This is a genomic window from Leucogemmata humicola, from assembly GCF_055379415.1.
The window spans coordinates 1,647,954-1,671,085 of sequence record NZ_AP040875.1; the positions used below are offsets into that span (position 1 = coordinate 1,647,954).

Annotated in this window: 17 protein-coding genes; 12 read left to right on the forward strand and 5 right to left on the reverse strand. The window is 64.1% G+C overall.

The genetic code is table 11. The features are described 5' to 3' along the window. Positions 1–26: 26 nt before the first annotated feature. Complete coding sequence (locus AC6H4Z_RS06745) at positions 27–1,091, reverse strand: NADH:flavin oxidoreductase/NADH oxidase (protein ID WP_497545980.1); 1,065 nt, start codon at positions 1,089–1,091, stop codon at positions 27–29. A 62-nt stretch (positions 1,092–1,153) separates the two neighbouring features. On the opposite strand from AC6H4Z_RS06745, the gene AC6H4Z_RS06750 reads away from it, so the two are divergent. Next, complete coding sequence (locus tag AC6H4Z_RS06750; RefSeq protein WP_497545981.1) at positions 1,154–2,122, forward strand: ankyrin repeat domain-containing protein; 969 nt, start codon at positions 1,154–1,156, stop codon at positions 2,120–2,122. A 58-nt stretch (positions 2,123–2,180) separates the two neighbouring features. Here the strand turns inward: AC6H4Z_RS06750 and AC6H4Z_RS06755 are convergent, their stop codons facing one another. From AC6H4Z_RS06755 to tssK (AC6H4Z_RS06765), 3 genes are read right to left on the reverse strand one after another with little or no spacing between them, the layout of a single operon-like run. Further along, on the reverse strand, positions 2,181–5,645 hold the full coding sequence (locus tag AC6H4Z_RS06755) for an ImcF-related family protein (protein ID WP_497545982.1): 3,465 nt from the start codon (positions 5,643–5,645) through the stop codon (positions 2,181–2,183). Further along, the gene (locus tag AC6H4Z_RS06760; RefSeq protein WP_497545983.1) at positions 5,642–6,397 is read right to left on the reverse strand and encodes a DotU family type IV/VI secretion system protein; all 756 of its coding nucleotides are present in this window, start codon (positions 6,395–6,397) and stop codon (positions 5,642–5,644) included. Before AC6H4Z_RS06760 ends, AC6H4Z_RS06755 begins: the two co-directional genes overlap by 4 nt. 60 nt (positions 6,398–6,457) lie before the next feature. Continuing rightward, positions 6,458–7,888, reverse strand: coding sequence for a type VI secretion system baseplate subunit TssK (tssK, locus tag AC6H4Z_RS06765; protein ID WP_497545984.1), 1,431 nt, complete (start codon positions 7,886–7,888; stop codon positions 6,458–6,460). 86 nt (positions 7,889–7,974) lie between these two features. Here tssK (AC6H4Z_RS06765) and AC6H4Z_RS06770 point away from each other — a divergent pair, with 86 nt between their 5' ends. Then, entirely contained in the window at positions 7,975–9,429 is a 1,455-nt protein-coding gene (locus AC6H4Z_RS06770) for a hypothetical protein (RefSeq protein ID WP_497545985.1), read from the forward strand. A gap of 18 nt (positions 9,430–9,447) precedes the next feature. Here AC6H4Z_RS06770 and tssK (AC6H4Z_RS06775) read toward each other — a convergent pair whose 3' ends face one another. Further along, a complete protein-coding gene (tssK, locus tag AC6H4Z_RS06775; protein ID WP_497545986.1) occupies positions 9,448–10,797 on the reverse strand; it encodes a type VI secretion system baseplate subunit TssK in 1,350 nt (449 codons plus the stop codon). Between the two features lie 136 nt (positions 10,798–10,933). Between tssK (AC6H4Z_RS06775) and AC6H4Z_RS06780 the strand changes: the two genes are divergently transcribed. From AC6H4Z_RS06780 to tssF, 10 genes are all read left to right on the forward strand, one after another. Then, a complete protein-coding gene (locus AC6H4Z_RS06780; protein WP_497545987.1) occupies positions 10,934–12,487 on the forward strand; it encodes a methyltransferase regulatory domain-containing protein in 1,554 nt (517 codons plus the stop codon). A gap of 48 nt (positions 12,488–12,535) precedes the next feature. Further along, positions 12,536–13,942, forward strand: a complete 1,407-nt coding sequence (locus AC6H4Z_RS06785) for a type VI secretion system contractile sheath domain-containing protein (RefSeq protein WP_497545988.1) — start codon at positions 12,536–12,538, stop codon at positions 13,940–13,942. 10 nt (positions 13,943–13,952) lie between these two features. Further along, positions 13,953–15,518 carry a methyltransferase gene (locus tag AC6H4Z_RS06790; RefSeq protein ID WP_497545989.1) on the forward strand — a complete coding sequence of 522 codons (1,566 nt, stop codon included), beginning with the start codon at positions 13,953–13,955 and terminating at the stop codon, positions 15,516–15,518. A gap of 52 nt (positions 15,519–15,570) precedes the next feature. Further along, a complete protein-coding gene (gene tssB / locus AC6H4Z_RS06795; protein ID WP_497545990.1) occupies positions 15,571–16,086 on the forward strand; it encodes a type VI secretion system contractile sheath small subunit in 516 nt (171 codons plus the stop codon). Further along, positions 16,079–17,560 (forward strand): type VI secretion system contractile sheath large subunit, encoded by a 1,482-nt coding sequence (gene tssC / locus AC6H4Z_RS06800; protein ID WP_497545991.1) that lies wholly within the window; start codon positions 16,079–16,081, stop codon positions 17,558–17,560. Before tssB ends, tssC begins: the two co-directional genes overlap by 8 nt. 158 nt (positions 17,561–17,718) lie before the next feature. Next, positions 17,719–18,201 carry an Hcp family type VI secretion system effector gene (locus AC6H4Z_RS06805; protein ID WP_497545992.1) on the forward strand — a complete coding sequence of 161 codons (483 nt, stop codon included), beginning with the start codon at positions 17,719–17,721 and terminating at the stop codon, positions 18,199–18,201. 19 nt (positions 18,202–18,220) lie between these two features. Then, on the forward strand, positions 18,221–18,934 hold the full coding sequence (locus AC6H4Z_RS06810) for a type VI secretion system accessory protein TagJ (RefSeq protein ID WP_497545993.1): 714 nt from the start codon (positions 18,221–18,223) through the stop codon (positions 18,932–18,934). A 9-nt stretch (positions 18,935–18,943) separates the two neighbouring features. Further along, complete coding sequence (gene tssA, locus AC6H4Z_RS06815) at positions 18,944–20,731, forward strand: type VI secretion system protein TssA (RefSeq protein WP_497545994.1); 1,788 nt, start codon at positions 18,944–18,946, stop codon at positions 20,729–20,731. A gap of 2 nt (positions 20,732–20,733) precedes the next feature. Beyond that, positions 20,734–21,252, forward strand: a complete 519-nt coding sequence (gene tssE / locus AC6H4Z_RS06820) for a type VI secretion system baseplate subunit TssE (protein WP_497545995.1) — start codon at positions 20,734–20,736, stop codon at positions 21,250–21,252. Continuing rightward, on the forward strand, positions 21,245–23,125 hold the full coding sequence (gene tssF, locus AC6H4Z_RS06825; protein ID WP_497545996.1) for a type VI secretion system baseplate subunit TssF: 1,881 nt from the start codon (positions 21,245–21,247) through the stop codon (positions 23,123–23,125). Before tssE ends, tssF begins: the two co-directional genes overlap by 8 nt. Positions 23,126–23,132 lie beyond the last annotated feature (7 nt).

Below are 23,132 nucleotides of genomic sequence, written 5' to 3' on the forward strand. Positions count from 1 at the left end.
CTTAGCGGCCAGCGCCGCGCCGTATCTCAGTTTTTCGCTCTTTCATATTGCTTCGGCCAGACGATTTCTTGCTTCAGATCGCGGGCCGCACGGAGCGGAAAGTGTGGGTCGCGCAGTAGCTCGCGCGCCAGAAAGACCATGTCGGCCTGACCGCTGCGAATGATGGTGTCGGCTTGATGCGCGCTCGTAATCAGCCCAACAGCCGCTGTCGCCACGTCCGCGTGTCGCCTCACGTGCTCGGCGAGATGGGTCTGATAGCCCGGGCCAATCGGGATGGGCAGACGCGGCAGAATGCTGCCGCTCGACACGTCGATGAGGTCGGCGCCGTCGTCCGCCAATAGGCGAGCGACAGCCGCGGCGTCGTCTGGCGTCCAGCCGTCGGGGTGCCAGTCCGTGCCAGTGATCCGGACGGACAGCGGCAACTCCTCCGGCCACACAGAGCGAATCGCCGCGACGACCTCGCGAGTAAGTCGAACACGATTCTCGAATGAGCCGCCGTACCGATCCGTCCGCGTGTTCGACAGCGGCGACATGAACTGATGCAGCAGATATCCGTGCGCCGCGTGCACCTCGACCATCTGCATTTCCGCCGCGAGCGCTCGGCGCGCTGCATCGCGGAAACCGTCGATCACGCGCGTGATACCGGCGTCGTCGAGCGCGACGGGCGTCTGATACCCGGCATCGAATGGCAGTGCGCTCGGCCCGACGAGTGGCGTCCAACCGCCAGCGCTCTCGTCAACGGGACGACCGCCGTCCCACGGACGTGCCGTGCTCGCCTTCCGTCCGGCGTGTGCGAGCTGCGAACCCCACACCGCGCCATGCGCGCGAACGAAGCGGCCGATGCGAAGGAGCACGTCGATATGCTCGTCCTTCCATAGACCCAGATCGTGCGGACTGATTCGTCCCTCAGGTACGACCGCCGTCGCCTCGGTGATGACGAGTCCTGCTCCTCCCACGGCGAATTGGCCGAGATGCACGACATGCCAGTCGTTCGCAAAGCCGTCAACGCTCGAGTACTGGCACATGGGCGAGACGCCAATTCGATTGCGAAGCGTCACGCTTCGAAGCTGCAGCGGAGTAAAGAGAGACATGCTCGAATGATACGGCCCATGGGAACGTGGCCGGCCGCGCGAATCGGCGGTATCGTCTAGCCATGGCGAACGACACCACGGCGCTCTTCCAGGCGATTCGCTCCGGCGACGAGCAGGCCGTTCAGCGCGAGCTCGACGTCAATCCGGCGCTCGCGACGGTCCCTGGCCCGCATCCCATCTGGGGCGGACGACCGACCGCACTGCATCTCGCCGCCGAAAATAATCGCCTCCGCATCGCCGAGCTTTTGTTCGAAAAAGGGGCCGACGCGAATGCCCCCAGCGACGCATACGATCACTGGACGCCGCTGCAGATCGCGATCAGTGGGCAGCGCCAAGCATTGATCGATCTCCTTCTCTCGCACGGCGCGCGCGTCGACGCGTGGGAAGCCGCCGCCCTCGGCGATGCTCACCGATTGCGCGCACTACTCGATGCCACGCCCGAAGTGGTTCGGGCTCGGGGGGTAAACGACGCGCCTCCGCTGCACTGCGCGTCCACGGTCGAGGTGGCGCGAATGCTCGTGGATTCGGGGGCGCCGCTCGACGTGCTCGATAAGTACGGCTCGACCGCGGCGCGCTCCGCGGCGTACGCTGGAGCGAGGCGTGCCGATGTTGCCAGATTTCTCATGGAGCGCTCGGGCGAGCGCGATCTGTGGCTGTGTGCGGCGATGGACGATGTCGACGGACTCACCCGACTGATCGCAGGCGGTGCGGACGTCAACGCTCTGCGAACCGGGATCAATCCCGGCAGCGGGCCGGATGAAACGCCGCTTCACACCGCGGCGGCGCTGGGCAATGTTGCCGCGACGCAGGTCCTACTCGCGCATGGCGCGTCACCAAACGGCATCGCAGGGAACGACGCGACACCGTTGCACTACGCCGCCAAGCGTGGGTCGCGTGCAGTCGTGGATGTGTTGCTGGCCGCTGGCGCTAACGTGCATGCGATTGACGCGAGTCACAGCGCCACTCCAGCTGACTGGGCGAGGTTCTTCGGGCACGGCGCGCTTGCGGCGCACCTGAACGACAAAGGGTGAAAGGCGAAGGGTGGAGACACCCTTACCTTCCACCCTCGCCGCGTTCTCAGTCTAAATCCTATTTCGCGATGTCGCCGACGCACTCCGAGCCGGCAAAGAATCCTTTGCGTAGTACGACTCCCGCTGGTGCGCCGTCGAGCTGCACGGTCACCTTCGCGCCACGACCATTCGCTGCCGCGACACGCTGCGACTGCGTGCTCAGTCCCCATCCAACGCGATAGCCATTCGGTGCGGTTTGCCAATCGTCGGCGGCATTAAAGAGTTGGAATGCCGCCCATGGGCCATTGAACGGCCCAGCGATCAGGAACTCCGGCCCGCCGTTGCTGGCCGATAGCTTCGCTTCTCGCGCTGCGCCAACCCAGTCGATGCGCGCCGACTCGATGTTCCCGCCCGCCGTCGCTTTGATGGTCTCACCGTTCAGCGTGATCGTCACGCTCGAGAACGGATCGCCCGGGAGTGGCCCGACCGTGAACGATAGGCGCGGCTGCTGCGCGTCATCCTTGAACATCACGTCACCGAACGTCGCCGCGCGATTCATGAACGTCACGAAGCCAGGCGCGAGCTTTACGGGGCCGCTCGGATTCGCCACGAACTGATTGCCCTGCTTCGGCAGCACCGACGCGAGCGCGTCATCATAGAACTTCCATAGGCTGCCCGTACCAGGACGGAGCAGCGCTGCAACTTCGCCGAGCGACGCTTGGGCAGTCGCGTCGGGATTGAACGGATACTTGGCGAGCAGCGGACGCGCCGCCGCGCAAAAGGCACGCGACCGGACGTTGATCTCGGCGGCGCCGAAATTCTTCAGCAGCGGCTCGGCGTACGCGATTGGCGCTTCCATGAGATTCTGAACGATCGAATGCACGTTGCCCTGTTGATCGATCGTAAAGCCTGACGCGATCTGACGTGCAGCGGTGCGCGCAGCAGTGGCGTTACCTGCCGCCTGTCCCGCGGCAGCTTCAGCAGCCGGACCCGCGGCGTTCGCCGTTTGGTCGAGAGACGACTGGAACGTGAGCAGCGCGTTGATGTAAGGTGCGTTCTTGTCGCCGATCAACTTGTCCGTGGCGGTCGGTGGCGTCACGAGCTGCACGGGCTGGAACGTGGTCGCGACTTCCGGCAGCGCGACGGCCGTGTTTTGCGACACCACCGAGAAGAGTGCGAGCAGCGGCGACTGATTGCCGCTCAGCACCGCGAGCTTCTGGGCGGCGTCCTTCACATTCGAGTAGTGCGCAACCGACGCCGACGACAGGAACTTGCGCCAGTGGCCAACATAGTCCGTCGAATATCGCGCGCTGAGATCGGCGACGAGCTTCGCCTTGTCGACACCACTGGCGTCTTCGCCCACCACCCAATTCTCGCCGCTGATGAACTTGTCGAGGGTCTTGAACGCGCCGAGCATGAACACCGAACCGCCCTTGGTGAACGCACCGGGCACTTCGTACGAATCGACGACGTACGGCGCAGCGCCCGCCACCTTCTTGTTGAACTGAATCGACGCGTTTGTCTTTGCCGCCTCGGCGAGCATGAACTGATAGATGCTCTCGGAGCCAGCGAACTGACGTAGGAACTTTCGCGCTTTACCGACAGTGGCGACGTCCGCCGAATCGGGATATGGATTTGCATATCGCAGCTCGGTCGCGTACGTCACGAACTGACGTCGTGCCAACTGTGCGCGCGTGCTGTCGACCGATCGACCGCCGAGCCAGCGCGTCATCAGTGCGGGCACCAGGAAATCGGCAGTGCTCTTTTCTGGATGTGACGTCGTGACGATGTACGCCTTGAGGAGACTGTATGTGTCGCCGTAGTCGTCGGTGGGCGTCGGCGTATCCGGCAGCGCACGCAACGTCGTGAGCATGTTGGTGCGCGTGCTCGAGAACATCAGCTTGCTGAATCCGGCGAAGTACGCATTTCGCACTTCGGGATAGAGCTTGGTTCCCGAGTAGAGGCCCCATCGCAGACCCAGCGGAGCGCCGTCGTGTTCGTACGCACTGAGCGAATCGAGTTGGATTCGCAGCGCGTCGAGCTTCTGCAGCGCGTCGGCTGGGGGAAGGTCGACTGGATTCGGCGCGAGTGACGCGATGCCGCGCGTTGCGTCGAGGGCACTCGCTTCCATCGCGTGGTTGCCGCGATACGACACCGTGAGCGCGATGGCGAAGAGGAGCGCTGCCGCTGTGACGACGCCGAGTCCAACGCGCCGCCAGAAGCTGACGCGCGCGCCGGCCGCGGTGAGTCGCACCGCGGCCTCGTCGCCGAATACCACTTCGCGCAGCACGCGCGGAAGGAAATCCCAGCGCGGAACTTTGCGCGTTCCACCCGCGGGCTTCGGCGCGGTTGCGGCCGCAGCGATGGACGCTGCGTTGAACACGCCAGTCGCCGAGCGCACGGCCGCTGCAGCCTGTGCCTGTGGCGCCGCGGCCTGATACTCCGGCGTGGTTTCGTTGACGAACACCGCTTGCACGCCCGTGAAATAGAAACCGCGCAATACCGGACTTACCGACAGCTCACTCGGCCGGCCGATCTCACGAAGGAAGTCGACGGCCAGCGGTCCGATCTTGTTGAACTCACGAGGAAACTCATACGCACCCGGTTTCCACTCGTCGCCGAACTCACGGCTCAGCGCCTGAACGCGACGGTCGGCCAGCGAGGCGAAGAGGTCGCCGAACGCTTGTTGCAGGCGCGGCGTGACGCGATCCGCGTATGTGCCGGCGCCGCCGGCGTCGGGATACACGCCAGCGCCCAGTGGCTCGCGCGCTTCGTCGGCGGAAAGGTTGCGCGTGTACGCGTCGAAGTACGGAATGCTATCCAGCTTCGTGAACACCACGTACGTCGGCAGCTGCATGCCGAATTGTTTGGCTGCCTCGCCGAGTCGATTGCGAATGTCGCGCGCGGCCGTGGGGACGCCTTCGCCGCTGCCAGACTTGAAGAATTCGTCGCAACCAAAGCAAACGATGGCGAGACGCGGTGACTGCGGTCGTCCCGTGAGCGCGGACATCAAACTGCGCGGTCGCAGCGAGCGCAGTAGACGATGCCACGTCGTCGCGTCTTTGAGCAGCGGGCCGCCCGCTTCGGCGATGACTGTGCTGTTGGCGAACCACAGGTTCACACCGGTCGTCGGCGCAACGGTCTCACCGCGAAACACGTCGCCGGCGAGTAGCTCGGGGTCGAGCCCGGAGCGAATGATCGTCGTCGTCTTGGTGCTCGACTCTGGGCCGAGCACGAGCAGCACGGGGAGTGCGCCGAACGACGGCTTGGCGCCGCGACGTGCCGTCGCCAGTTGCGTTGCAGCCGCAGCCAAGGTCGCATCGATGCCGCTCGCCGGCGTGCCTGCTACCGGTGCACGGAGATCATCGCGGAAGAACCAGAGCAGAATGCCGGCGCTGACCAGACCGAGTACACCGAGCGTGATGACGAGCGGCCAGAGTCGCGGACCGTGAAGCTTGAAGGCGAGGGCGACGATCACCGCCACGAGCAGATAGGCGGCAAAGACGCCGAGCGCCATCAGCCATGTTTTCGTTGGTCTTGTCATCGAGAAGACGGGAGAGTCCCCAGTTTCGCGGTTTCCGTTCTCATATCGGCAGTGCCGGAATGCAGGGACACCGTGAAGTACACGAACAGCCCGCTGGCGATGACGAGCGATGCAGCCGCGGCGATCAGCAATCGCGGCACCCACTGGTCGCGTCGTCGTCCGATGTCACCGCGCGACGGACGCCAATGCGGCGAGAGTTCGCCCGCCTGTCCGCGAATGCGATCCATCTTTTCGCTCAGCTGCCGGACGAGCACCGGAATGTCGCCGTCGTGCGTGCGGCTGTATCGACCCTTGAAGCCGAGCAGCAAGCAGAGTGAATAGACCTCGAGAATGTCGGCGAGGTCGGGTGAGTCCTGACGGACCATGAGCTGTTGCAGGTATTGGAAAAACAGCTCGCCCGCCATGTGAACTCCGAACACCTCTTCCTGCAGCGTTCGACTCGACCAGTGCGCAAACATCGGCTGGCCGGAGTTGAGCACTGTTTCATCGAGGAATGCGATCACGGCAAAGAGCGCGAAGCGTACGTCGTCGGCCGCGTACCCGTTCGTGCGCGCTTCCTGCTCGGCACTCGCGAGGACCTGTTTGATTCGGACGCGGAAGGCTTCAGCGTCGGTGGCGACCTGTTTGTTGGCACGGAGCCGCGCTACGGTTGTCAGCGCTTCTTGCAACGTGACGGCCAGGCGCGTGCGGCTTGGTGCGCCATCGACGCGAGGAGTCTCGAGCGTCGCAGAGCGGGGAGGGGCAGACGTCATGATGCGAAATTACGACGGGGAACGGTTGAAGGAAGAGCACGCGCGCCGAGCGCGGTCGTCTTACCGCTCCGCGTCGACGATGATCGCCAGCTCGAGCTCCACGTTCGGGATGGAGTCCGGAACGTAGATGCCGACTTCCTGAGTGGAGACGATCGTATCCCAACATGGTCCCGCACGCTCGATGGCGAAGTATTGCGTGTCACTGCGCGGAGAAATCGACGCCGGCGGATAGGGCTGATGGTCCAGCTTGAGCCCAGGGAACGCGCGCTTCACCAACTCGAGCACGAACTTGTTCGAGCAGACCTTGGTCAGCGCGGGCACGCGGGCGGCGAGTTCGTTGGGCAGGAGCGACGACCGAACGCCAAGAATCCATCGAGCTGGGCCGTACGATCGAGCATCGCGCACGGGAGCCGTGTAAAGATTGTCGGCGCTCTGCGTGAACTGAATGGCCGTCGGCCCGGTGGGCGCGGCAACGTCGAGGTGTGCGCGGATGTGGCGATCGAGCGCGTCGAAGCACGGCTCGGGGTGATCGTGATCGTACGCCGGCAGCGCACGCGGGTGTGCGTCGAGCGAAAACGTGCACAGCGCGCCGGAAAGACGGGCCAGTTCCACGTACAGTCGTTCCGGGTGAACGCGCTTTGCCTGCAGGTAGTGCCGCAGCGTAGGAACGCTCGCGTGAATGGCGTGCAGCAGCCAGAAGCTGGCGACCTCCCGCTGCGCGAATTCGTCGGACGAGCCGCGTCGGCCGTGCGTGATCGAATCGGCCTTGGCGTCGAGAACCTCGAGGAGGCGGTGCAGTACCGCCATGAGCCGCGGACTCGCGCCGATGTGTAACGACGGCGCAACGTATTCCGAATCGTAGATGAAATGGCCGGCGCCATCGCGACGCACCCGCGCAATCGGCAGCGCGATCATTCCCGCAGCATCGGCCTCGGCGATGTCGCTGTCGAGCATCAGGCGAAAGTTCTTTCGGCCGATGGTCAGCGATCGCTCATCACGCCCGGTCATATCGTCGCGGACGCTCGCGACTTCGGCGGTGTATCGCACTTCTGGCTGTCCGTACGTCGACGAGCCGTTGGTGGCAAAGTTCGCCTGATCCGGGCGATAGGCCGGAATCGCAAGCAGCACCAGATGGCTGTCCGACGTGGGCGAAAAGCGTTCGCGGATCGGCAGCGGAGCCACCGGCGCGTCGCCCGAAGGAATGTCGAAGGGTAGCCCGTCGGGCATCATCCCGCGCGCATGGATCAGCGAAACGGAATCGTTGAGCAATGCGTCTGCATCTAGTTCGCAGGCGATGATCCCGTATGGCCGAAAGAAGAGGTTCGTCAGCGCGAACTGAACGGTGTCTTCGAAAAAACGGCCCTGCGCCTGGAAGTGATGCTGCGCCAGGTGCATGCCTTCATTCCACACGATGTGCGAGAGTTGCTTCATTGCACCGACGTTGAAGCGATGTTGCGCGATGGGATCGGCGTTGCGGGGGTCGCGCGCCAACGACTATATAACTTGAACCGAACGCCAACCGTGAAGACGCGAACCGAGGCGGGTCTCGCCGTTAACGTACCCGTTCGCCCTAGCTGATGACAAGCGCCGAATTTGCCGCGAAGTACCGCGTTCTGAAGACGCTCACCGAAGTGGGAGCGCGAACCCAGATCGCGCAGGAAGTTGCGCTCGGACGAATGGTGATGGTTCACCATCTCGACCTCGGAACGTCGGCGGAACGCGAGCGTCTCTCGGCGAAGGTCGCCGGATTGACGCCCGACGCGATGGGTAAAGTGTTCGATGTCGTCGACGTCGACGGAACGCAGGTCGTGGTGACGCACTTCCTCGCGACCTTTCGCAATCTTCCGTCGTGGCTGGAGGAGAATAGCGCGTCGCCCGATCCGCTCGACGCGAAAACGGTAGTGATTCAGGCGCCGGAGATTCCGCCGCCGACCGCCCCGACTGTTCCCGTCGCTCCGCCCGCGACGCGCGCGCCGCTCGTTCCGCCTACCGTGCGAACCTTCACGCCGATCGCGCCGCCGGCGTCGGCTCCGCCGAGCGCGCCCGCCCCGTCGCCCGGTGGATTTACCGCAGTATTTGGTGCGAGCGGCGCACCAGCCAGCCCGCCTACGCCGACTGCGCCACCGTTCGTTCCGCCACGCACGGTAACGCCGCCGGCGCAGAAGGGTTCGTTCACGGAGGTGTTCGGCGGGTTGAACTCGGCCACGCCGATCGCACCAGCGACACCGCTATCTACTGCGCCGATGCGACCCGCGTCAGCGCCGCCGGCTCCGCAGTTTGCTGCGCCGCCAGCAACGATAGCTCCGCCAGCGGCGCCGCAGTTTACTTCGCCGCCACCAGCGCCGGTGTCGTCGCCGCCAAAAGCGGCTGAGGCAAGTTTCACGTCGGTGTTTGGCGCGCAGCCGTCGCGCCTCGATCCGCCGTCGGGGCTTCGCACACCGAATACGCCAAGTGCGATGCCGCCCGCGGGTCCGCCGATGTCGCCGAATGCAGCGCGTTTCGATTCTGTGATGCCGCCTGTCGAACCGCCGCGGCCAGCGCCAGTTCAGGCTCCGCCGCAGGCGCCGAGCGTGAATCCGGCGAGCAACGACTTCAACGCGCTGTTTGCGCGACTCGATCCCAACGTGTCGGCCGCACCACCGTCTGCTGCGCCGCCGTCGCCCGCCGCTCCCTCGTTCGCGCCGCCCTCAGCGCCGAGCATGGCCGCACCGCCGGTGCCGAGCTGGCAGCCGCCTGCTGCTCCGCCGCCGTCCATGCCGCCGATGATGTCTGGTCCACGGTCGCCCGCGGGGCCGAGCGAGTTCACGCGGGTGCTCGGAAAAATGCCGCAGCCGTCAGCCGCGCCGCCGGCCGCGCGTTTGCCCGACGTTGGGGCTTCGGCGCCAAGCTTTCCTACGCCGGCGATTGCACAGCCACAGGCGGCAGCGCCAGCGGCCAAGGCGACCAAGTCCTACCTGCCCGTGATCATCGCGCTCAACGTGGTGTTGATCGGCGCGATTGTCGTGGTCGTCTATTTCGTGATGAAACGCTAAACGCCTCGTCCTGCCGAATCAGGTTTTCGGCAGAATGATCACCAGTTCGAGCTGCGGCGACGGAAACTCGGCCGGCACGAATGCGGCGACGTTTCTCGCGCGAGCGATGTTGTCCCACTCCGCACCCGACTTCTGCAACAGGAAGTAGTGGTGATTGACCTTCACCGACACCGCGCTCGGCGGATTCGGTACGTAGGTCAGCGCCACGCCAGGCAACGCCTGACGAATCAGCGTGTCGAGCTGGCCGGCGGCGCTCACCTTCATGAGCGACGGTCCGCGCCCTGCGACGTCGGCGCGACCGTCGATCGTGACCGCGAGATAGATCTGCGGCGCGGCCAGATACCGATCTTGGTCGAGCGCGGCCGCGTACACCGACGGCTGCACGAGCTTCATTGGCAGCGACACGGTCGTCGCCGGCACCACAGTCTCCAATAGCTCGCGAACCTGTTCGTCGAGTTTCGCGAAGCACACGGAGAGATTGTCGTGCTCGTACGCCGGCAGGTCGCGCGGATGGATCGTTCCGGAAAACGTCGTGAGCGAGCCCGCGAGGTTGAGCATGGCGTTGTACAGCTCGGCCGGATGACCGCGACGCGTTTCGTAGATGTGGCGCAGCTCGGGGAACACGCTGTTGATCGTGTACAGCAACCAGAAGCTCGCGACGTCGGCGACGCCAAATTCGGCGAGACTGAGATTCTTCTGGCGGCGTCCCGATGCGAGCGTCGTGCTCTTGGCCGACAGGATCTCGACCAGTCGTCGGGCGATCGCCATGAGGTGATCGCTCGCGGCGAGATCGACGAGCGCCGGGACGAAATGCGGATCGAGCTGGTAGTCGCCGGTCGGCGCACGACGCACTCGCGCAACGCGCAACGCACTGGTGCCTTCGAGCGACTCGCCGCCGAACAGAATTCGGAAATTGCGACGCGCCACCTGAATCGGCCGCTCGGCCTGACCGGTGGTTTCGTCCCGGCGCAACAGTTCTTCGGCGCGATACCGCGCGTCACGATCGCGATTCATTCCCGAAACGTTGTGCCCACCGTATCGGTACTCGGGAATGCCGAGGTAAACGTCGAGCCATTCCTGATCCGGCTCGAATGCACCTTCGAGTGGCTTGGGCGACGGCGCGCCTTCGGAGTTCGGCATGTCGAACAGCAGACCGTCGGGAAGAACTCCCGACGCCGCCGCCAATGCGAAGCTTCCCGCGGCCAGCGCTTCTCGATCGATGTCGAGTCGCTGAAAGCCCCACGGACAAAACGTCAGCGCGGACAGCTGGAACTCGAGGAGATCCTCGAGAAACCGGTCCTGCGTCTGGAAGTGCTGCGGGCTGAGAAGAGCGCCCTTGGTCCACAACACGGGCTGCATTTGCCTCATGCGCGTCGAAGCTAGTTCAGTGACGCTGCAAGTCCAGAGCTTGCGCCGCTGGATGTGTGGGCGTCGCCAGTGCAGACTTCCCACCGCACCGGCGCGGGCGTCGACATTGTGGTCAACGAATTCCAGGAGCAACGGCGTGACTGATCGACTGCTCGAGGCGTACGAGAGCGTTCCGTACGACAGCAAGCCGATTCATTTCTCGCATGTTTCCCGACTCGAAACCGTCGGCCGACTGCATAGGCTCACGCCTCCGCCCAGCGATCGATGCCGAGCGTTGGAGCTTGGCTGTGCGTCGGGGGGCAACCTGATTCCCATGGCGGCGAACCTGCCGGGTTCACGCTTCGTCGGCATCGATCTCGCCCCGAGCCAGGTTGCCGCCGGTCATGAAGACATCACCGCGTTGGGCCTCGACAACGTGGAACTCCGCGCCATGAACATCGCGGACATCACGCGCGCTTTCGGCGAATTCGACTACATCATCTGTCACGGCACGTACTCGTGGGTTCCGCCGGAAGTGCAGGACAGCATCCTGCGCGTTTGCGCGGAGAATCTGGCGCCGAACGGGATCGCGTACGTCAGCTACAACATTCTCCCTGGCTGGCATCTGCGGAACGTCGCTCGGGACGTGCTGCTCCACCACGACGACGCGTCGCTACCGTGGCGCGAGCGAATCGCCCGCGCCCGCAGTGTGATCGAATCCATCGCGGACAACCTCACCGAGCCAAAGTCGGTCTACGAGACCGTCCTCGCCGAAGAGATGCGGGGCCTTCGGCGAGAGCCAGATGCGTACCTCCTCCACGAGCACCTCGCACCATTCAATAGTCCGGTTCACGTCGCCGAATTCGCGCGACGCACTGCCGAGCGAGGACTTCGGTACGTCGCCGACGCTAGGATCGAATCGAATGACGGGTCAACGAGCGGATCGGGCGACCGTGAGCCCGACGTGATTCGAGCGCAACAGTCCATCGACTTGACGCGCGGCGGCACGTTCCGCCGAACGCTGCTCTGTCACGATTCCGTGGTTCCCGCCGCCGAGCCGATGGTCAGTGTCGTGCGCGACCTGTACGTCGCCACTCGCGCCGTGCCCGCGGTCGTGTCGGACGAAGACGCGAAACGAAGCGAAGGAACGGCCGAGGCGTTTCGATCGCACGACGGCGTGGTCATGACCACCAACAATCCAATGGTCATCGCCGCGCTTCGGGTGCTCCTTCAGGTGGCGCCGGCGACGATGCCGTTTGCCGAATTGGCTCGCCGCGTCGAAGGTCGGTTGAGCGTTGGAGCTACTCCCGGGTTTCTGACAGAAGCTCCAAATCCGGTCGCCGGCCTCGAGGATGTCGTCCTGCAATGCGCACTCGGCGGAATGATTGAACTCACGGCGCACGCGCCTCCGATTACGTCGATCATTTCGGAGCGTCCAGTTGCAACTTCAGTCGCGAGGCGGAGAGCACAGCAGGGAGGAGCGGTTCCGAATCAACGCCACTATCCTGTAGCAGTCACTGGATTGGACCGGCTGATTCTACTTCACCTCGACGGCATGCACTCGCGTGGTGATCTCCTGGGGATCGCGTCGCGTGCGATTGCGCAGGCGCAGGCGACACATGGCAACGCGCTTCCGGACGACGCAGCCCTGAGCGCGACGATCGACATTACACTGCAGAAGTTTGCGGATACGGCCCTTCTGATTGCGTGACGCGCTGATCGGCGCGCCGACGATCGATCGGATCCACAGGAGCCATCGATGATTCACAACTTTCTGATCGCCGGCGATTTCGGCGGTCGCGAACATGCGGGGCGTGCCGCGAGCGAGCCGCTTGCTCGTCGTCGCACCTGGCGCGTCGACCGCGATGATCTCGAGGATGTCCTCGCTCGCGTCGCGCCTCAGGTGCGCGTCACGCTCGACGGGGCGCAGCCACCGACTGTGATCGAGTTCGCGTCGCTCGACGACTTTCATCCGGACCAACTCGCGCAGCGTGTGCCTATGCTGCGGGAACTTCGTGAATTGCGCGCCAATCTCGCGGCGCCCACGAGCCCAACGTCCGCGTCGCGCAATCCGATTGCCGCGCCGCACGGCGGCGATGTCGCCACGGCACTCAGCGGCGGCAGCCTGCTCGACCAGATCCTCGGCGACGCGTCAGCTGCCAATGCACCTCCGACGGCGCCGGCGCGACCAGCCGACGAACTCTCGGAGTTCGTGCGACGCGCGGTGCAGCCGCACCTCGTCGGCAATCCTGACGCGGCCCAGCGCGACCAGATCGCTCAGGTCGACGACGTGATTGCCGCGGCGCTTCGCGTCATCCTGCACGATCCGGCGTTCCAGGCGCTGGAGGCGCTCTGGCGTGGTGTCGACCTCGTCACGCGCCGTGTGGACACCAGTGAATCACTACACATCACGCTCGTCGACATCACGCGAGCCGAACTCGTCGCCGCGCTTGCCGACGAATCCGACGCGTCGGCCGGGGGACTGCGCACGCTGCTCGGGACGCCCTCTGCGAGCGGCAATGGTTCTCAATGGTCGGCACTCATCGCGGCACACACCTTTGGTGCGGTCCACGTCCCCGTTCTCGCGCGACTTGCTCGCATCGCGCGTGACGTCGGCGTTCCGTGTATCGCCGCGGCGTCGCCGGAATTCGCCGGTGCTTCGACTTTCGGCGACGGCGGCGACGTCGACGATTGGAGTTCGTCGCCAATTACCGGATGGGACGAGTTGCGTCGGAACGAAGCCGCTCCGTGGCTCGGTCTCGCGTTACCGCGCTTTCTGGTGCGCGTTCCATACGGTGCCAAGGGAGAGCCCTGCGAGGTCGTTCCGTTCGAGGAAGTCGAAGCGAGCCCGGCGCACGAGTCTCTCCTCTGGGGAAACTCCGCACTTCTTTGTGCAATCTTACTCGCCGAGTCCGCGGCAGAAGGCGAATCGTGGGTAACACAGGGTGCGATCGGTCGGCTGCCGTTCTATGTGACACTCGCGAACGGCGAGGCTAGCTCGATTCCGTGCGCCGAAACGCTGCTCACCCAGCGCTCGGTCGTCCACCTGCTCGACCGTGGTCTCACCGCGATCGCATCGATGCGCGACGGCGACGAAGTACGAGTTCCGCGACTGCAGTCAATCGCTGCGCCCCCGGCGCGGCTGGCGCTCAGGACCGACCAGTGAAATCGTGACGATGGTGGCGACGGCTCAGTGGGCGATCGAACCTTTCGCGGCGGCGAACTCTGAACAGTTTGCGCAGCTACGTGCGCTGTTCGAACGCGTCGGCTTCACTGAAGCAGGTATCTGCCAGGCCGCAGGCGCAGAAAGCGTCTACGACGTGCCGTCGTATAGAAAGCGGGATCGGCTCATGGACGTCACGGATCCGCAGGCGCTTCTCGTGCACCTGTTCATGGATGGGCTGGCTGTGCCGTGGAGCGTCGTGCGGTCCGCGCTTGCCGATGGCGATCTTGCGTTGCTCGCGGCGTTGGGACTCGTTCATAGCTCGATCATCGATCCCGAGAGCTGCACAGCGTCCGTCGCGCTCTACCCCAACGAGGGGCTGTATGTCGTCTCCGACAAGCACTCCAACCTCGACGCCGTCGCCACCGGCCTTCCGTCGGACCTCGTCTATTCGGCGCTGACGTCAGAAACGCAGCGATTCGTCCGGCTCATGCCGCGCGTACCGTGTGGCGATTATCTCGAATTGTGTTCGGGAACCGGTATCGCTGCGTTGGTCGCCGCCAAGACGTTTGCTCGCCATGCGTGGGCTGTGGACATCAGTGAGCGATCCACGCGGTTCGCCGAGTACAACGCAAGGCTCAATGGGCTGTCGAACGTCACGGCACTGACGGGTGACGTCTATGAGCCGGTCGCCGGTCAGACTTTCGACGTCATCTCGGCACACCCCCCGTACGTGCCGTCGCCCGAGATGGCGATGGTCTATCGCGACGGCGGCGAAGACGGCGAGCAGATCACTCGGCGGATCATTGCGGGCCTGGCCGAACATCTCAATCCGGGTGGTCAGTTCTACTGCGATTGCGTCATGACCGATCGCAAAGACGCTCCTCTAGAAGACCGAATCCGGGCGATGCTCGGGCCATTGCAGGGGGAGTTCGACGTTCTGCTGGGCCAGGCCGGCGTGTTCGACGGCGCTGGATACCTGGCGCGGCTTTCTCAGACGCAGCCGAGCGGGAAGGCGCGCGCCCCGGAGGAGCTGGCCTGGCATCGCGATCTGCTCGAGCGGCTCGAAATCGAGCGTTTCGTTAATGCCGCGTTCGTCATCCAACGGCGGCGTGGAGAGCGGCCAGTCTTTACCCGGCGCCGCGTTGTGTCGTCTGCAACGGCGAACAGTCATTATCAGTGGTACTTACGCTGGGCCGCCGCAACGGCGACGTCGCAGGGCGACCTGCAGTCGTTGCTGGACGCGCGCCTGCACCGGGTGACCGGCACGGAGCTGCGTTCACGATCGGTGTTTCGCGCGGGCGGATGGACGATGGTGGAATCGACGTTGGTGACGCGAATTCCGTTTTCGCACGAGCTCCCGAGCCCCACTTGGCTCGCGTCGTTGCTCGCTCGCTGCGACGGAAGCGTGACGGTACGCGATCATCTGCGTCACTTCCGCGACATCGGCGTTGTTCCAAGTTCGGCAACGGACGCGGAGTTCGCATTGCTGATCGGACAATTGGCGGACGGCGGATTCGTGGAGCTCGACGAATTCCGCTTGCCGTCGCTTGACGTTGGGGTAGCAGTTCGAGCATGATTGCGCATCTGCGTCGATGCCACGCAACCACACGGTTTTCCGGGAGTCCAACATGGCACGAGAAGGCACACAGAAGAAGCTGGAGCGCGTTCGTCCGCCGCGCGTGAACATCAGCTATGACGTGGAAACTGGCGGCGCGGTCGAGACGAAAGAGCTGCCGTTTCTCATGGGCGTTCTCGCGGACCTGAGTGGCACCCCGGCCGACGCGCTTCCCAAGCTCAAAGATCGGAAGTTCGTCGAAGTCACGCCCGACAACTTCGATGCGGTTTTGAAGAGCATGAAGCCGCGCGTGAATTTCGCGGTCGAAAACAAGTTGCAGGAAGGCGGCGGCAAGATCGGCGTCGACATCACGTTCGAGAGCATGGACGACTTCTCGCCCGAAGCCGTGGCGCGCAACGTCGGCCCGCTCAAGGAACTGCTCGAGCTTCGCACCAAGCTCGCCGACCTCCGCGGCAACCTGCAGGGCAACGACAAGCTCGAAGAAATCCTTCAGAGCACGCTCAACGACGCCGACGCAATGAAGAAGCTCCAGTCCGAAATCGGATCGCAGGGAGGCAGCAATGGCTGAGGCCCAGGCACAGAATCAGCAGGCCGCCGCGTTTTCCCCAGAGCTGAACCTCCTCGACAAGATCGTCGAAGAAGGCCGCATGGGTCGCGACGCCGCTGCCAAGGAGCGCGGCAAGGATCTCGTCAAGAACTTCGTGAGCGAAGTGCTCCGCGGTACGGTGACGCTGAATCCGGATACCGAAGCGATGATCAATGCGCGAATCGCGCAGATCGACGCGCTCATCTCGTCGCAGCTCAATGAAGTCATGCACCATCCCGACTTCCAGAAGCTCGAAGGCAGCTGGCGCGGTCTGAAGTATCTCATGAACAACAGCGAGACCGGTACGCAGCTCAAGATCAAGGTCTTCAACGTCTCGAAGAAGGATCTGCTCAAGGATCTTCAGAAGGCGCCGGAGTTCGATCAGAGCGCGCTGTTCAAGAAGGTCTACGAGGAAGAATTCGGAGTGTTCGGCGGCACGCCGTTCGGCGCGCTGCTCGGCGACTACGAGTTCGGCAAGTCGGGTCAGGATATCGAGCTGCTCGAAAAGGTGTCGCAGGTTGCCGCCGCGGCGCACGCGCCGTTCATCAGCGCGGTGAGCCCGGACATGATGAACATGGAAAGCTTCACGCAGCTCGACGCGCCGCGTGACATGGCCAAAGTGTTCGACACCACCGAGTACGCGAAGTGGAAGGGCTTCCGCGCCAGCGACGATTCGCGGTACGTCGCGCTCACGCTGCCGCGCATTCTCATTCGCGAGCCGTACGGCGCGGACACGGTTCCCGTAGAGGCGTTCGATTACGAAGAGCGCGTCGACGGTACCGACCACTCCAAGTACTGCTGGGCGAACGCGGCCTGGGCGCTCGGTTCGCGCATCACGCAGGCGTTCTCCACCTACGGTTGGTGCGCCACGATTCGTGGTGTGGAAAGCGGCGGCCTCGTCGATGGTCTCCCGGTCCACAACTTCAAGACCGAGTCGGGCGACATCGCCATGAAGTGCCCCACCGAGACGCCAATCTCGGATCGTCGCGAAAAGGAATTGGCCGACCTCGGCTTCGTTCCGCTCGTGCACTGCAAGGGCACCGACTACGCGGCGTTCTTCAGCGTCCAGTCGGCGCAGAAGCCCAAGCTCTACGACTCTGACGCAGCCACGGCCAATGCACGTATCTCGGCGCAGCTGCCGTACATCTTTGCCGTCTCGCGCTTTGCGCACTACCTCAAGTCGATCATGCGCGACAAGATCGGCGGTTTTGCGTCGCGCGGTGAAGTTGAGGCATTCCTCAACAACTGGATCCTGAAGTATGCGGTAGCCAACGACGACGCTGGCTTCTCGGTCAAGGCGAGTCATCCGCTGAAGGAAGCGCGCGTCGAAGTCGTCGACGTGGCTGGCAAGCCGGGCGTGTATCGCGCGGTTGCCTTCCTCCGCCCTCACTTCCAGCTCGACGAGCTGTCGATGTCAATGCGTCTCGTCGCCGATCTCCCTCAGGCGGCCGGCTGATTCAGCCTGCTGTAACGTCACATGTGGTCACGATATAGACCGCATGTGACGTGGATCCGGCAGGTCCGAACAGGCGCTGTTAGTATTGCCTGGCGGGAAGTTGCTACTGCAGTACGACACATCATCCCTCAATCGCCCCAAGCACGGAGATCGCGGCCATGGCAGTAGACATGTTCCTCAAGCTCGAAGGTATTTCAGGCGAATCCAAAGACGCAAAGCACAAGGGTGAGATCGACGTGCTTGCATGGTCATGGGGCGCCTCACAGAGCGGCTCCACGCACGCCGGCAGCGGCGGCGGCGCGGGCAAGGTGAACGTTCAGGACATCAGCTTCACCAAGTGGGTCGACAAGTCGTCGCCCAGCCTGTTCCTCACCTGCGCGAACGGCAAGCACATTCCCACGGCGACTCTCGTCGTCCGCAAGGCGGGCGAGAATCCCCTCGAGTACATCAAGCTCGAGCTCTCCGAGATCATCGTCAGCTCATGGACCACGGGTGGTTCCGGCGGCGAAGATCGTCTGACGGAGAACGTGACGTTGAACTTCGCGAAGATGAAGCTCAGCTACGTGCCGCAGAACGATAAGGGCGGCGGCGAGTCGCCGGTCGTCACGGGTTGGGATATTCCGCAGAACGTAAAGGTCTGAGCCGAGCAGTCATCCGCTGATGCAAGCTCGCCAGCTCTTTCAGGCTGGACGACTCGATGAGGCGATCGAGGCGTTGGGCGCCGAGGTTCGGGACAACCCGACCGACGCCCAACGCCGCGCGTTTCTCTTCGAGCTCCTCTGCTTTGCCGGCCAGTACGATCGCGCCGAAAAGCAGCTCGGTGTTCTAGGCACCAACGGCCGCGACGCCGAAATGGGCGCGCTGCTGTACCACGCAGCACTCCACGCGGAGCGTCTGCGACAGGACATGTTCGAGAAGCAAAGCTTTCCAGTTTCTTCAGCACGCGTCGTTGGCGGCACGATCAACGGCCAGCCGTTCACCACGATCAGCGACGGCGACTCGCGCATCGGTCCGCGCCTCGAAGTCTTCGCCGCCGGTCAGTACATCTGGCTCCCGTTCGAGCACATCGACACGGTGCGCGTCGAAGCGCCAAAGCGCCTGCGCGATCTTTTCTGGGCACCGACCATCGTTCGCCCCGCCGAGACCTTCAAGGGCCTCGAGTTGGGTGAGGCGCTGCTGCCTGCCATCGCGCCGCTCACCTGGCGGAATCCCGACGGCCCGCTGCGCCTCGGCCGCGTCACCGAGTGGTTCGAATCGGACGACGGCGCGCAGTTCCCCGTGGGACAAAAAATGCTGCTCGTCGACGATGAGGAATTTCCGATCCTGGAGCTGCGTGAATTAGAGATCGCGCACGCCCCAGCTGCGTCGATCTGAGGGAGGGAGATGTCGCTGCGCGATGAGCTCCTGAGTCCCGTCCCCGGAGGGAAACCCGGCGGCGTGGACCTGCGGTACGATCCGCTCTACGACAAGATCAAGGAAGCGCGTCGCGAAGACGACGATGCGCCTCAGGGCGACTGGGCCACCGAGCGGAAAACGGCTGACTGGCCGATGGTCATCCGCTTGGCGAAAGAAGCGCTCTCAACAAAGTCTAAAGACCTTCAGATCGCCGCATGGCTCGCCGAGGCGTCGCTGCGCCGCGAGGGCTTCGGCGCATTTGGCGAGAGCATCGATCTCATCGCCGGCCTCGTCGTCGATCACTGGGACCATCTCTTCCCCGAAATCGACGACGGTGACGCCGAGATGCGCGCCGCTCCGCTCGAGTGGCTGTCGCTCAAGCTCGACGTTCCGGTGCGCATGACTGCGCTCGATCGCGGCGGCTATGGCTTGCTGAAGCATCGCGAGGCTCGCCTCGTGGTGACCGAAGCGCAGGCCGCAGAGAGCGACGACAAAGCCGCATCGCGACAGACAGCTATCGCCAACGGCAAGCTGACGCCTGAGGAGCTCGATGCCGCGTTCACGTCTACGCCAAAGGCGTGGTTCAAGACACTCGCCGCCGATATCGGCGCCACGCTCGAGGCGATCAAGAAGCTCGACCAGGCGTCGCGCGAAAAGTTCGGTGACGTCGCGCCCAATTACTCGCGTCTGCGAGACGTCGTCGAAGAAGTGCAGCGCGTCGCAACGCAGCAGCTCAAGCGCAAACTCGAGCTCGAGCCGGATCCGGTCGACGTCGCCGCTCCCACCGATGGCGTCTCGGTGCCAGACGACGTCGTGCTTCCCGGTTCGGCGACTGCTGCCGCTGGACGCGGAGCGCTCGCGCCAGAGCCCACGTCGCGCGACGACGCAACGGCGCGCATCGTTGGCGCCGCGCGATATCTGCGCGCCAATGATCCGTACAATCCGGCCGCGTATCTCATGCTGCGCGGTTTCCGTTGGGGGGAGCTCCGCGTAAGCGGTGGCTCGCCCGATCCAAAGCTTCTCGCGGCGCCGGCAACCAACATCCGCACCAACCTCAAAGGGTTGTTGCTCGATTCACGTTGGGCCGATCTTCTCGAGGCCTGCGAAGGCGTCATGGGAACGCCACAAGGCCGCGGTTGGCTCGACCTCCAGCGATACACGCTCACCGCATGCGACGCACTCGGCAGCGATTATTTCGCGGTCGCCACGGCCATTCGCGGTGCGCTCAAGTCGCTGCTCGTCGACGTTCCGCAGCTGCTCGAGATGACGTTGATGGACGACACGCCCACGGCAAATGCCGAGACGCGCGCGTGGCTTCGTTCCACGTTGCCCGCCGACGCTGAGCACTCTCCGAGTGCGGATTCGTCTGGCGCATCGATCGACGAAGCCGCTGAACCGCGTTCGCGGGATCCGTTCGCACTCGCTACGGCCGAGGTGCGTGCTGGACGCGCTGATCGTGCGATTGCGCTGCTCATGCGTGAGACGTCGCGCGAGAAGACGAGCCGTGGCCGTTTCTTGATGCAAGCGCAGCTCGCGCGCATCATGGTCGACGCCGGGCACGAGAACGTGGCTATGCCAATTCTCGAACAGCTCATCGCCGATATCGAGACGCACAAACTCGAGGAGTGGGAAGCGGGCGAGCTCGTCGCGGCGCCGATGTCGCTGCTCTATCGCGTGCTCGAAAAGACCGACGGCGACTCGTCGACGCGCCAGAGTCTGTATCTCCGCATCTGCCGCCTCGATCCGATTCAAGCGATCAGCTTCGCGCAGCCCTAGACATGGCCAAGCGTGAGATCGAGCGAACCGTTCAGCCGTCGCTGCTCGACCGATTGACCGACGAAGATCCGCGCAGCTCGGCCGATGGCCGCATCAGCTATGCGGAGTCGCTCGCGCAGTTCAAGGCTGGCGTTCGACGCGATCTGGAATGGCTGCTCAACACGCGTCGTACGCCGTCGCCGGCGCCGGAAGAGATGGAAGAGCTTCCACGATCGCTGTACAACTTTGGTGTTCGCGACATCACGTCGATGAGCGCCGATTCACCGAGCGCACGCGCCGATCTGCTGCAGGACGTCGAGTCAACGCTAGCGATCTTCGAGCCGCGACTGGAGAACGTCCGTATCTCGCTCGTAGAACAGGAAGGGGAAGCCCGTCGCCGCGAGCTCCGATTCGTCGTCGAAGCAACGCTACGACTCGATCCCACGCCAGAGCAGGTCGTGTTCGACACCGTGCTGCACTACAGCAGTGGTCAGGTCGACGTGGCCGGCCGCTCGGTGAGTGGAGGACTGTCGAATGCGTGAGGCGCTGCTCCACTACTATGAGCGCGAGCTCACTTTCTTGCGCCGCATGGGCGCCGACTTCGCGCGCCGGTATCCCAAGGTCGCTGGTCGGCTCATGCTCGAGCCGAACAAGTGCGAGGATCCGCACGTCGAGCGCATGCTGGAGGCGTTCGCCTTCCTCGCCGCGCGCGTGCACCTCAAGATCGACGATGATTTCCCCGAGATCAGCGAGTCGCTGCTCAATATCGTCTATCCGCACTACGTTCGGCCAATCCCGGCGATGTCGATTGCGGAAGTTCGTCTCGACCCCGAGCAGGGAAAGCTGACGACTGGCTACACACTGCCACGTGGCACGATGCTGTATTCGCGCCCCGTGGACGGTGTGCCCTGTCGCTTCCAGACGTCGTACGACGTGACGCTTTGGCCGCTGACGGTTTCTGCCGCGCAGTGGACGTCGCCCGACCGTCTGCGTCCGCCTGCTCGCCTCGGCGATGCGCCTGCCGTGCTTCGCATCGAACTTCGCTGTCAGGCCGACATCACGTTCGCCCAGCTCAAGCTCGACACACTACGCTTTTATCTCGACGGCGCCGGCAATCTCACCTCGGCGCTGTACGAGTTGCTCAACACCAGTGGTCGCGAGATTGTCGTTCGCGAAATACCGGCGGCGGGACGCGCCGCGGTCTCGCCGAAGACCATCACGTTGCCTGCGTCGGCGCTGCGTCCTGCTGGGCTTGGGCCGGACGAAGGCATTCTACCGTACCCCGGCCGTTCGTTCGAAGCGTATCGTCTGATTCAGGAATACTTCGTCTTTCCTGAGAAGTACCTGTTCGTCGACCTCAGCGGCTTCGCGCAAGTTGCGGCCGCTGGCTTCGGTAACGCGATAGAAATACTCATTCCAATTCCTGCATACGAGCGCGCCGACTGGCGTCCGATGCTCGAATCTGGCGTGACGGCGTCGACGATGCGGCTTGGCTGCACGCCGATCGTCAATCTGTTCCCGCACTCGTCCGAGCCAATCCTGCTCAATCAGCGTCGGCCGGAGTACCAGCTCGTGGCCGACGCCCGGCGCCGGCTCACCACGGAGATTTTCTCCGTTGATAGCGTGAGCGCAGTGACGCCCGACTCCGAGCGCACGCTTCGCTTCCGGCCATTCTTCGCACCCGCTCGAGCGGCCGGTGGGGCGTCGGTGCAGGATATCGACGCAGACGAGAACGCGGGATTGTACTGGCTCTCCAAGCGCCGTGAGAGCGGCTGGCGCACAGACGACGGCACCGATGTGCTGCTGTCGTTCGTCGATCGGTCGGGCCGCACAGCGCATCCCGATCGCGACGCGGTCACTGCGCGCCTCACCTGCTTCAACAGCGATCTGCCGAGTCGTTTGCCGTTCGGCAATCCTGGGGGCGATTTCGAGCTCGACGGGGCGGCGCCGGTTCGAGAGATCACCGCGCTGATCAAGCCGACTCGCGTCGTTCAGCCACCGCTCGGGGGCGGCCAGACGTGGCGGCTCATCTCGCAGCTCTCGCTCAACTATCTGTCGGTGGTCGAGGCGGGCGGCGACGCACTGCGCGAGACCCTACGACTGTACGACTTCGCTGATTCCGTAATCGCGCGCAAGCAGATCGACGGCATCACTGGCGTGCGCAGCGCTCCGGCGTTCGCGCGCATCACGACTGAGCACGGACTCACCTTCGCGCGCGGCCGTCGGATCGAGATCGATTTCGACGAAGAGCAGTTCACCGGCGGCGGAATCTTTTTGTTCGGCACGGTGCTCGAGCGTTTTCTCGGTCTGTATGCGTCGATGAACAGCTTCTCCATCCTTGCCGCCGGTTCTGCTCAGCGAAAGCGCGCCGTTCACGAGTGGCCGGCACGTGCCGGGTGGAAGCCGCTGCTGTGATGGTCTC

Bases quoted from the DNA above. Each gene is read 5' to 3' on its own strand.
- AC6H4Z_RS06745 (WP_497545980.1), bottom strand. From the start codon at position 1,091: ATGTCTCTCTTTACTCCGCTGCAGCTTCGAAGCGTGACGCTTCGCAAT.
- AC6H4Z_RS06750 (WP_497545981.1), top strand. From the start codon at position 1,154: ATGGCGAACGACACCACGGCGCTCTTCCAGGCGATTCGCTCCGGCGAC.
- AC6H4Z_RS06755 (WP_497545982.1), bottom strand. From the start codon at position 5,645: ATGACAAGACCAACGAAAACATGGCTGATGGCGCTCGGCGTCTTTGCC.
- AC6H4Z_RS06760 (WP_497545983.1), bottom strand. From the start codon at position 6,397: ATGACGTCTGCCCCTCCCCGCTCTGCGACGCTCGAGACTCCTCGCGTC.
- AC6H4Z_RS06770 (WP_497545985.1), top strand. From the start codon at position 7,975: ATGACAAGCGCCGAATTTGCCGCGAAGTACCGCGTTCTGAAGACGCTC.
- tssK (WP_497545986.1), bottom strand. From the start codon at position 10,797: ATGAGGCAAATGCAGCCCGTGTTGTGGACCAAGGGCGCTCTTCTCAGC.
- AC6H4Z_RS06785 (WP_497545988.1), top strand. From the start codon at position 12,536: ATGATTCACAACTTTCTGATCGCCGGCGATTTCGGCGGTCGCGAACAT.
- AC6H4Z_RS06790 (WP_497545989.1), top strand. From the start codon at position 13,953: ATGGTGGCGACGGCTCAGTGGGCGATCGAACCTTTCGCGGCGGCGAAC.
- tssB (WP_497545990.1), top strand. From the start codon at position 15,571: ATGGCACGAGAAGGCACACAGAAGAAGCTGGAGCGCGTTCGTCCGCCG.
- tssC (WP_497545991.1), top strand. From the start codon at position 16,079: ATGGCTGAGGCCCAGGCACAGAATCAGCAGGCCGCCGCGTTTTCCCCA.
- AC6H4Z_RS06805 (WP_497545992.1), top strand. From the start codon at position 17,719: ATGGCAGTAGACATGTTCCTCAAGCTCGAAGGTATTTCAGGCGAATCC.
- AC6H4Z_RS06810 (WP_497545993.1), top strand. From the start codon at position 18,221: ATGCAAGCTCGCCAGCTCTTTCAGGCTGGACGACTCGATGAGGCGATC.
- tssA (WP_497545994.1), top strand. From the start codon at position 18,944: ATGTCGCTGCGCGATGAGCTCCTGAGTCCCGTCCCCGGAGGGAAACCC.
- tssE (WP_497545995.1), top strand. From the start codon at position 20,734: ATGGCCAAGCGTGAGATCGAGCGAACCGTTCAGCCGTCGCTGCTCGAC.
- tssF (WP_497545996.1), top strand. From the start codon at position 21,245: ATGCGTGAGGCGCTGCTCCACTACTATGAGCGCGAGCTCACTTTCTTG.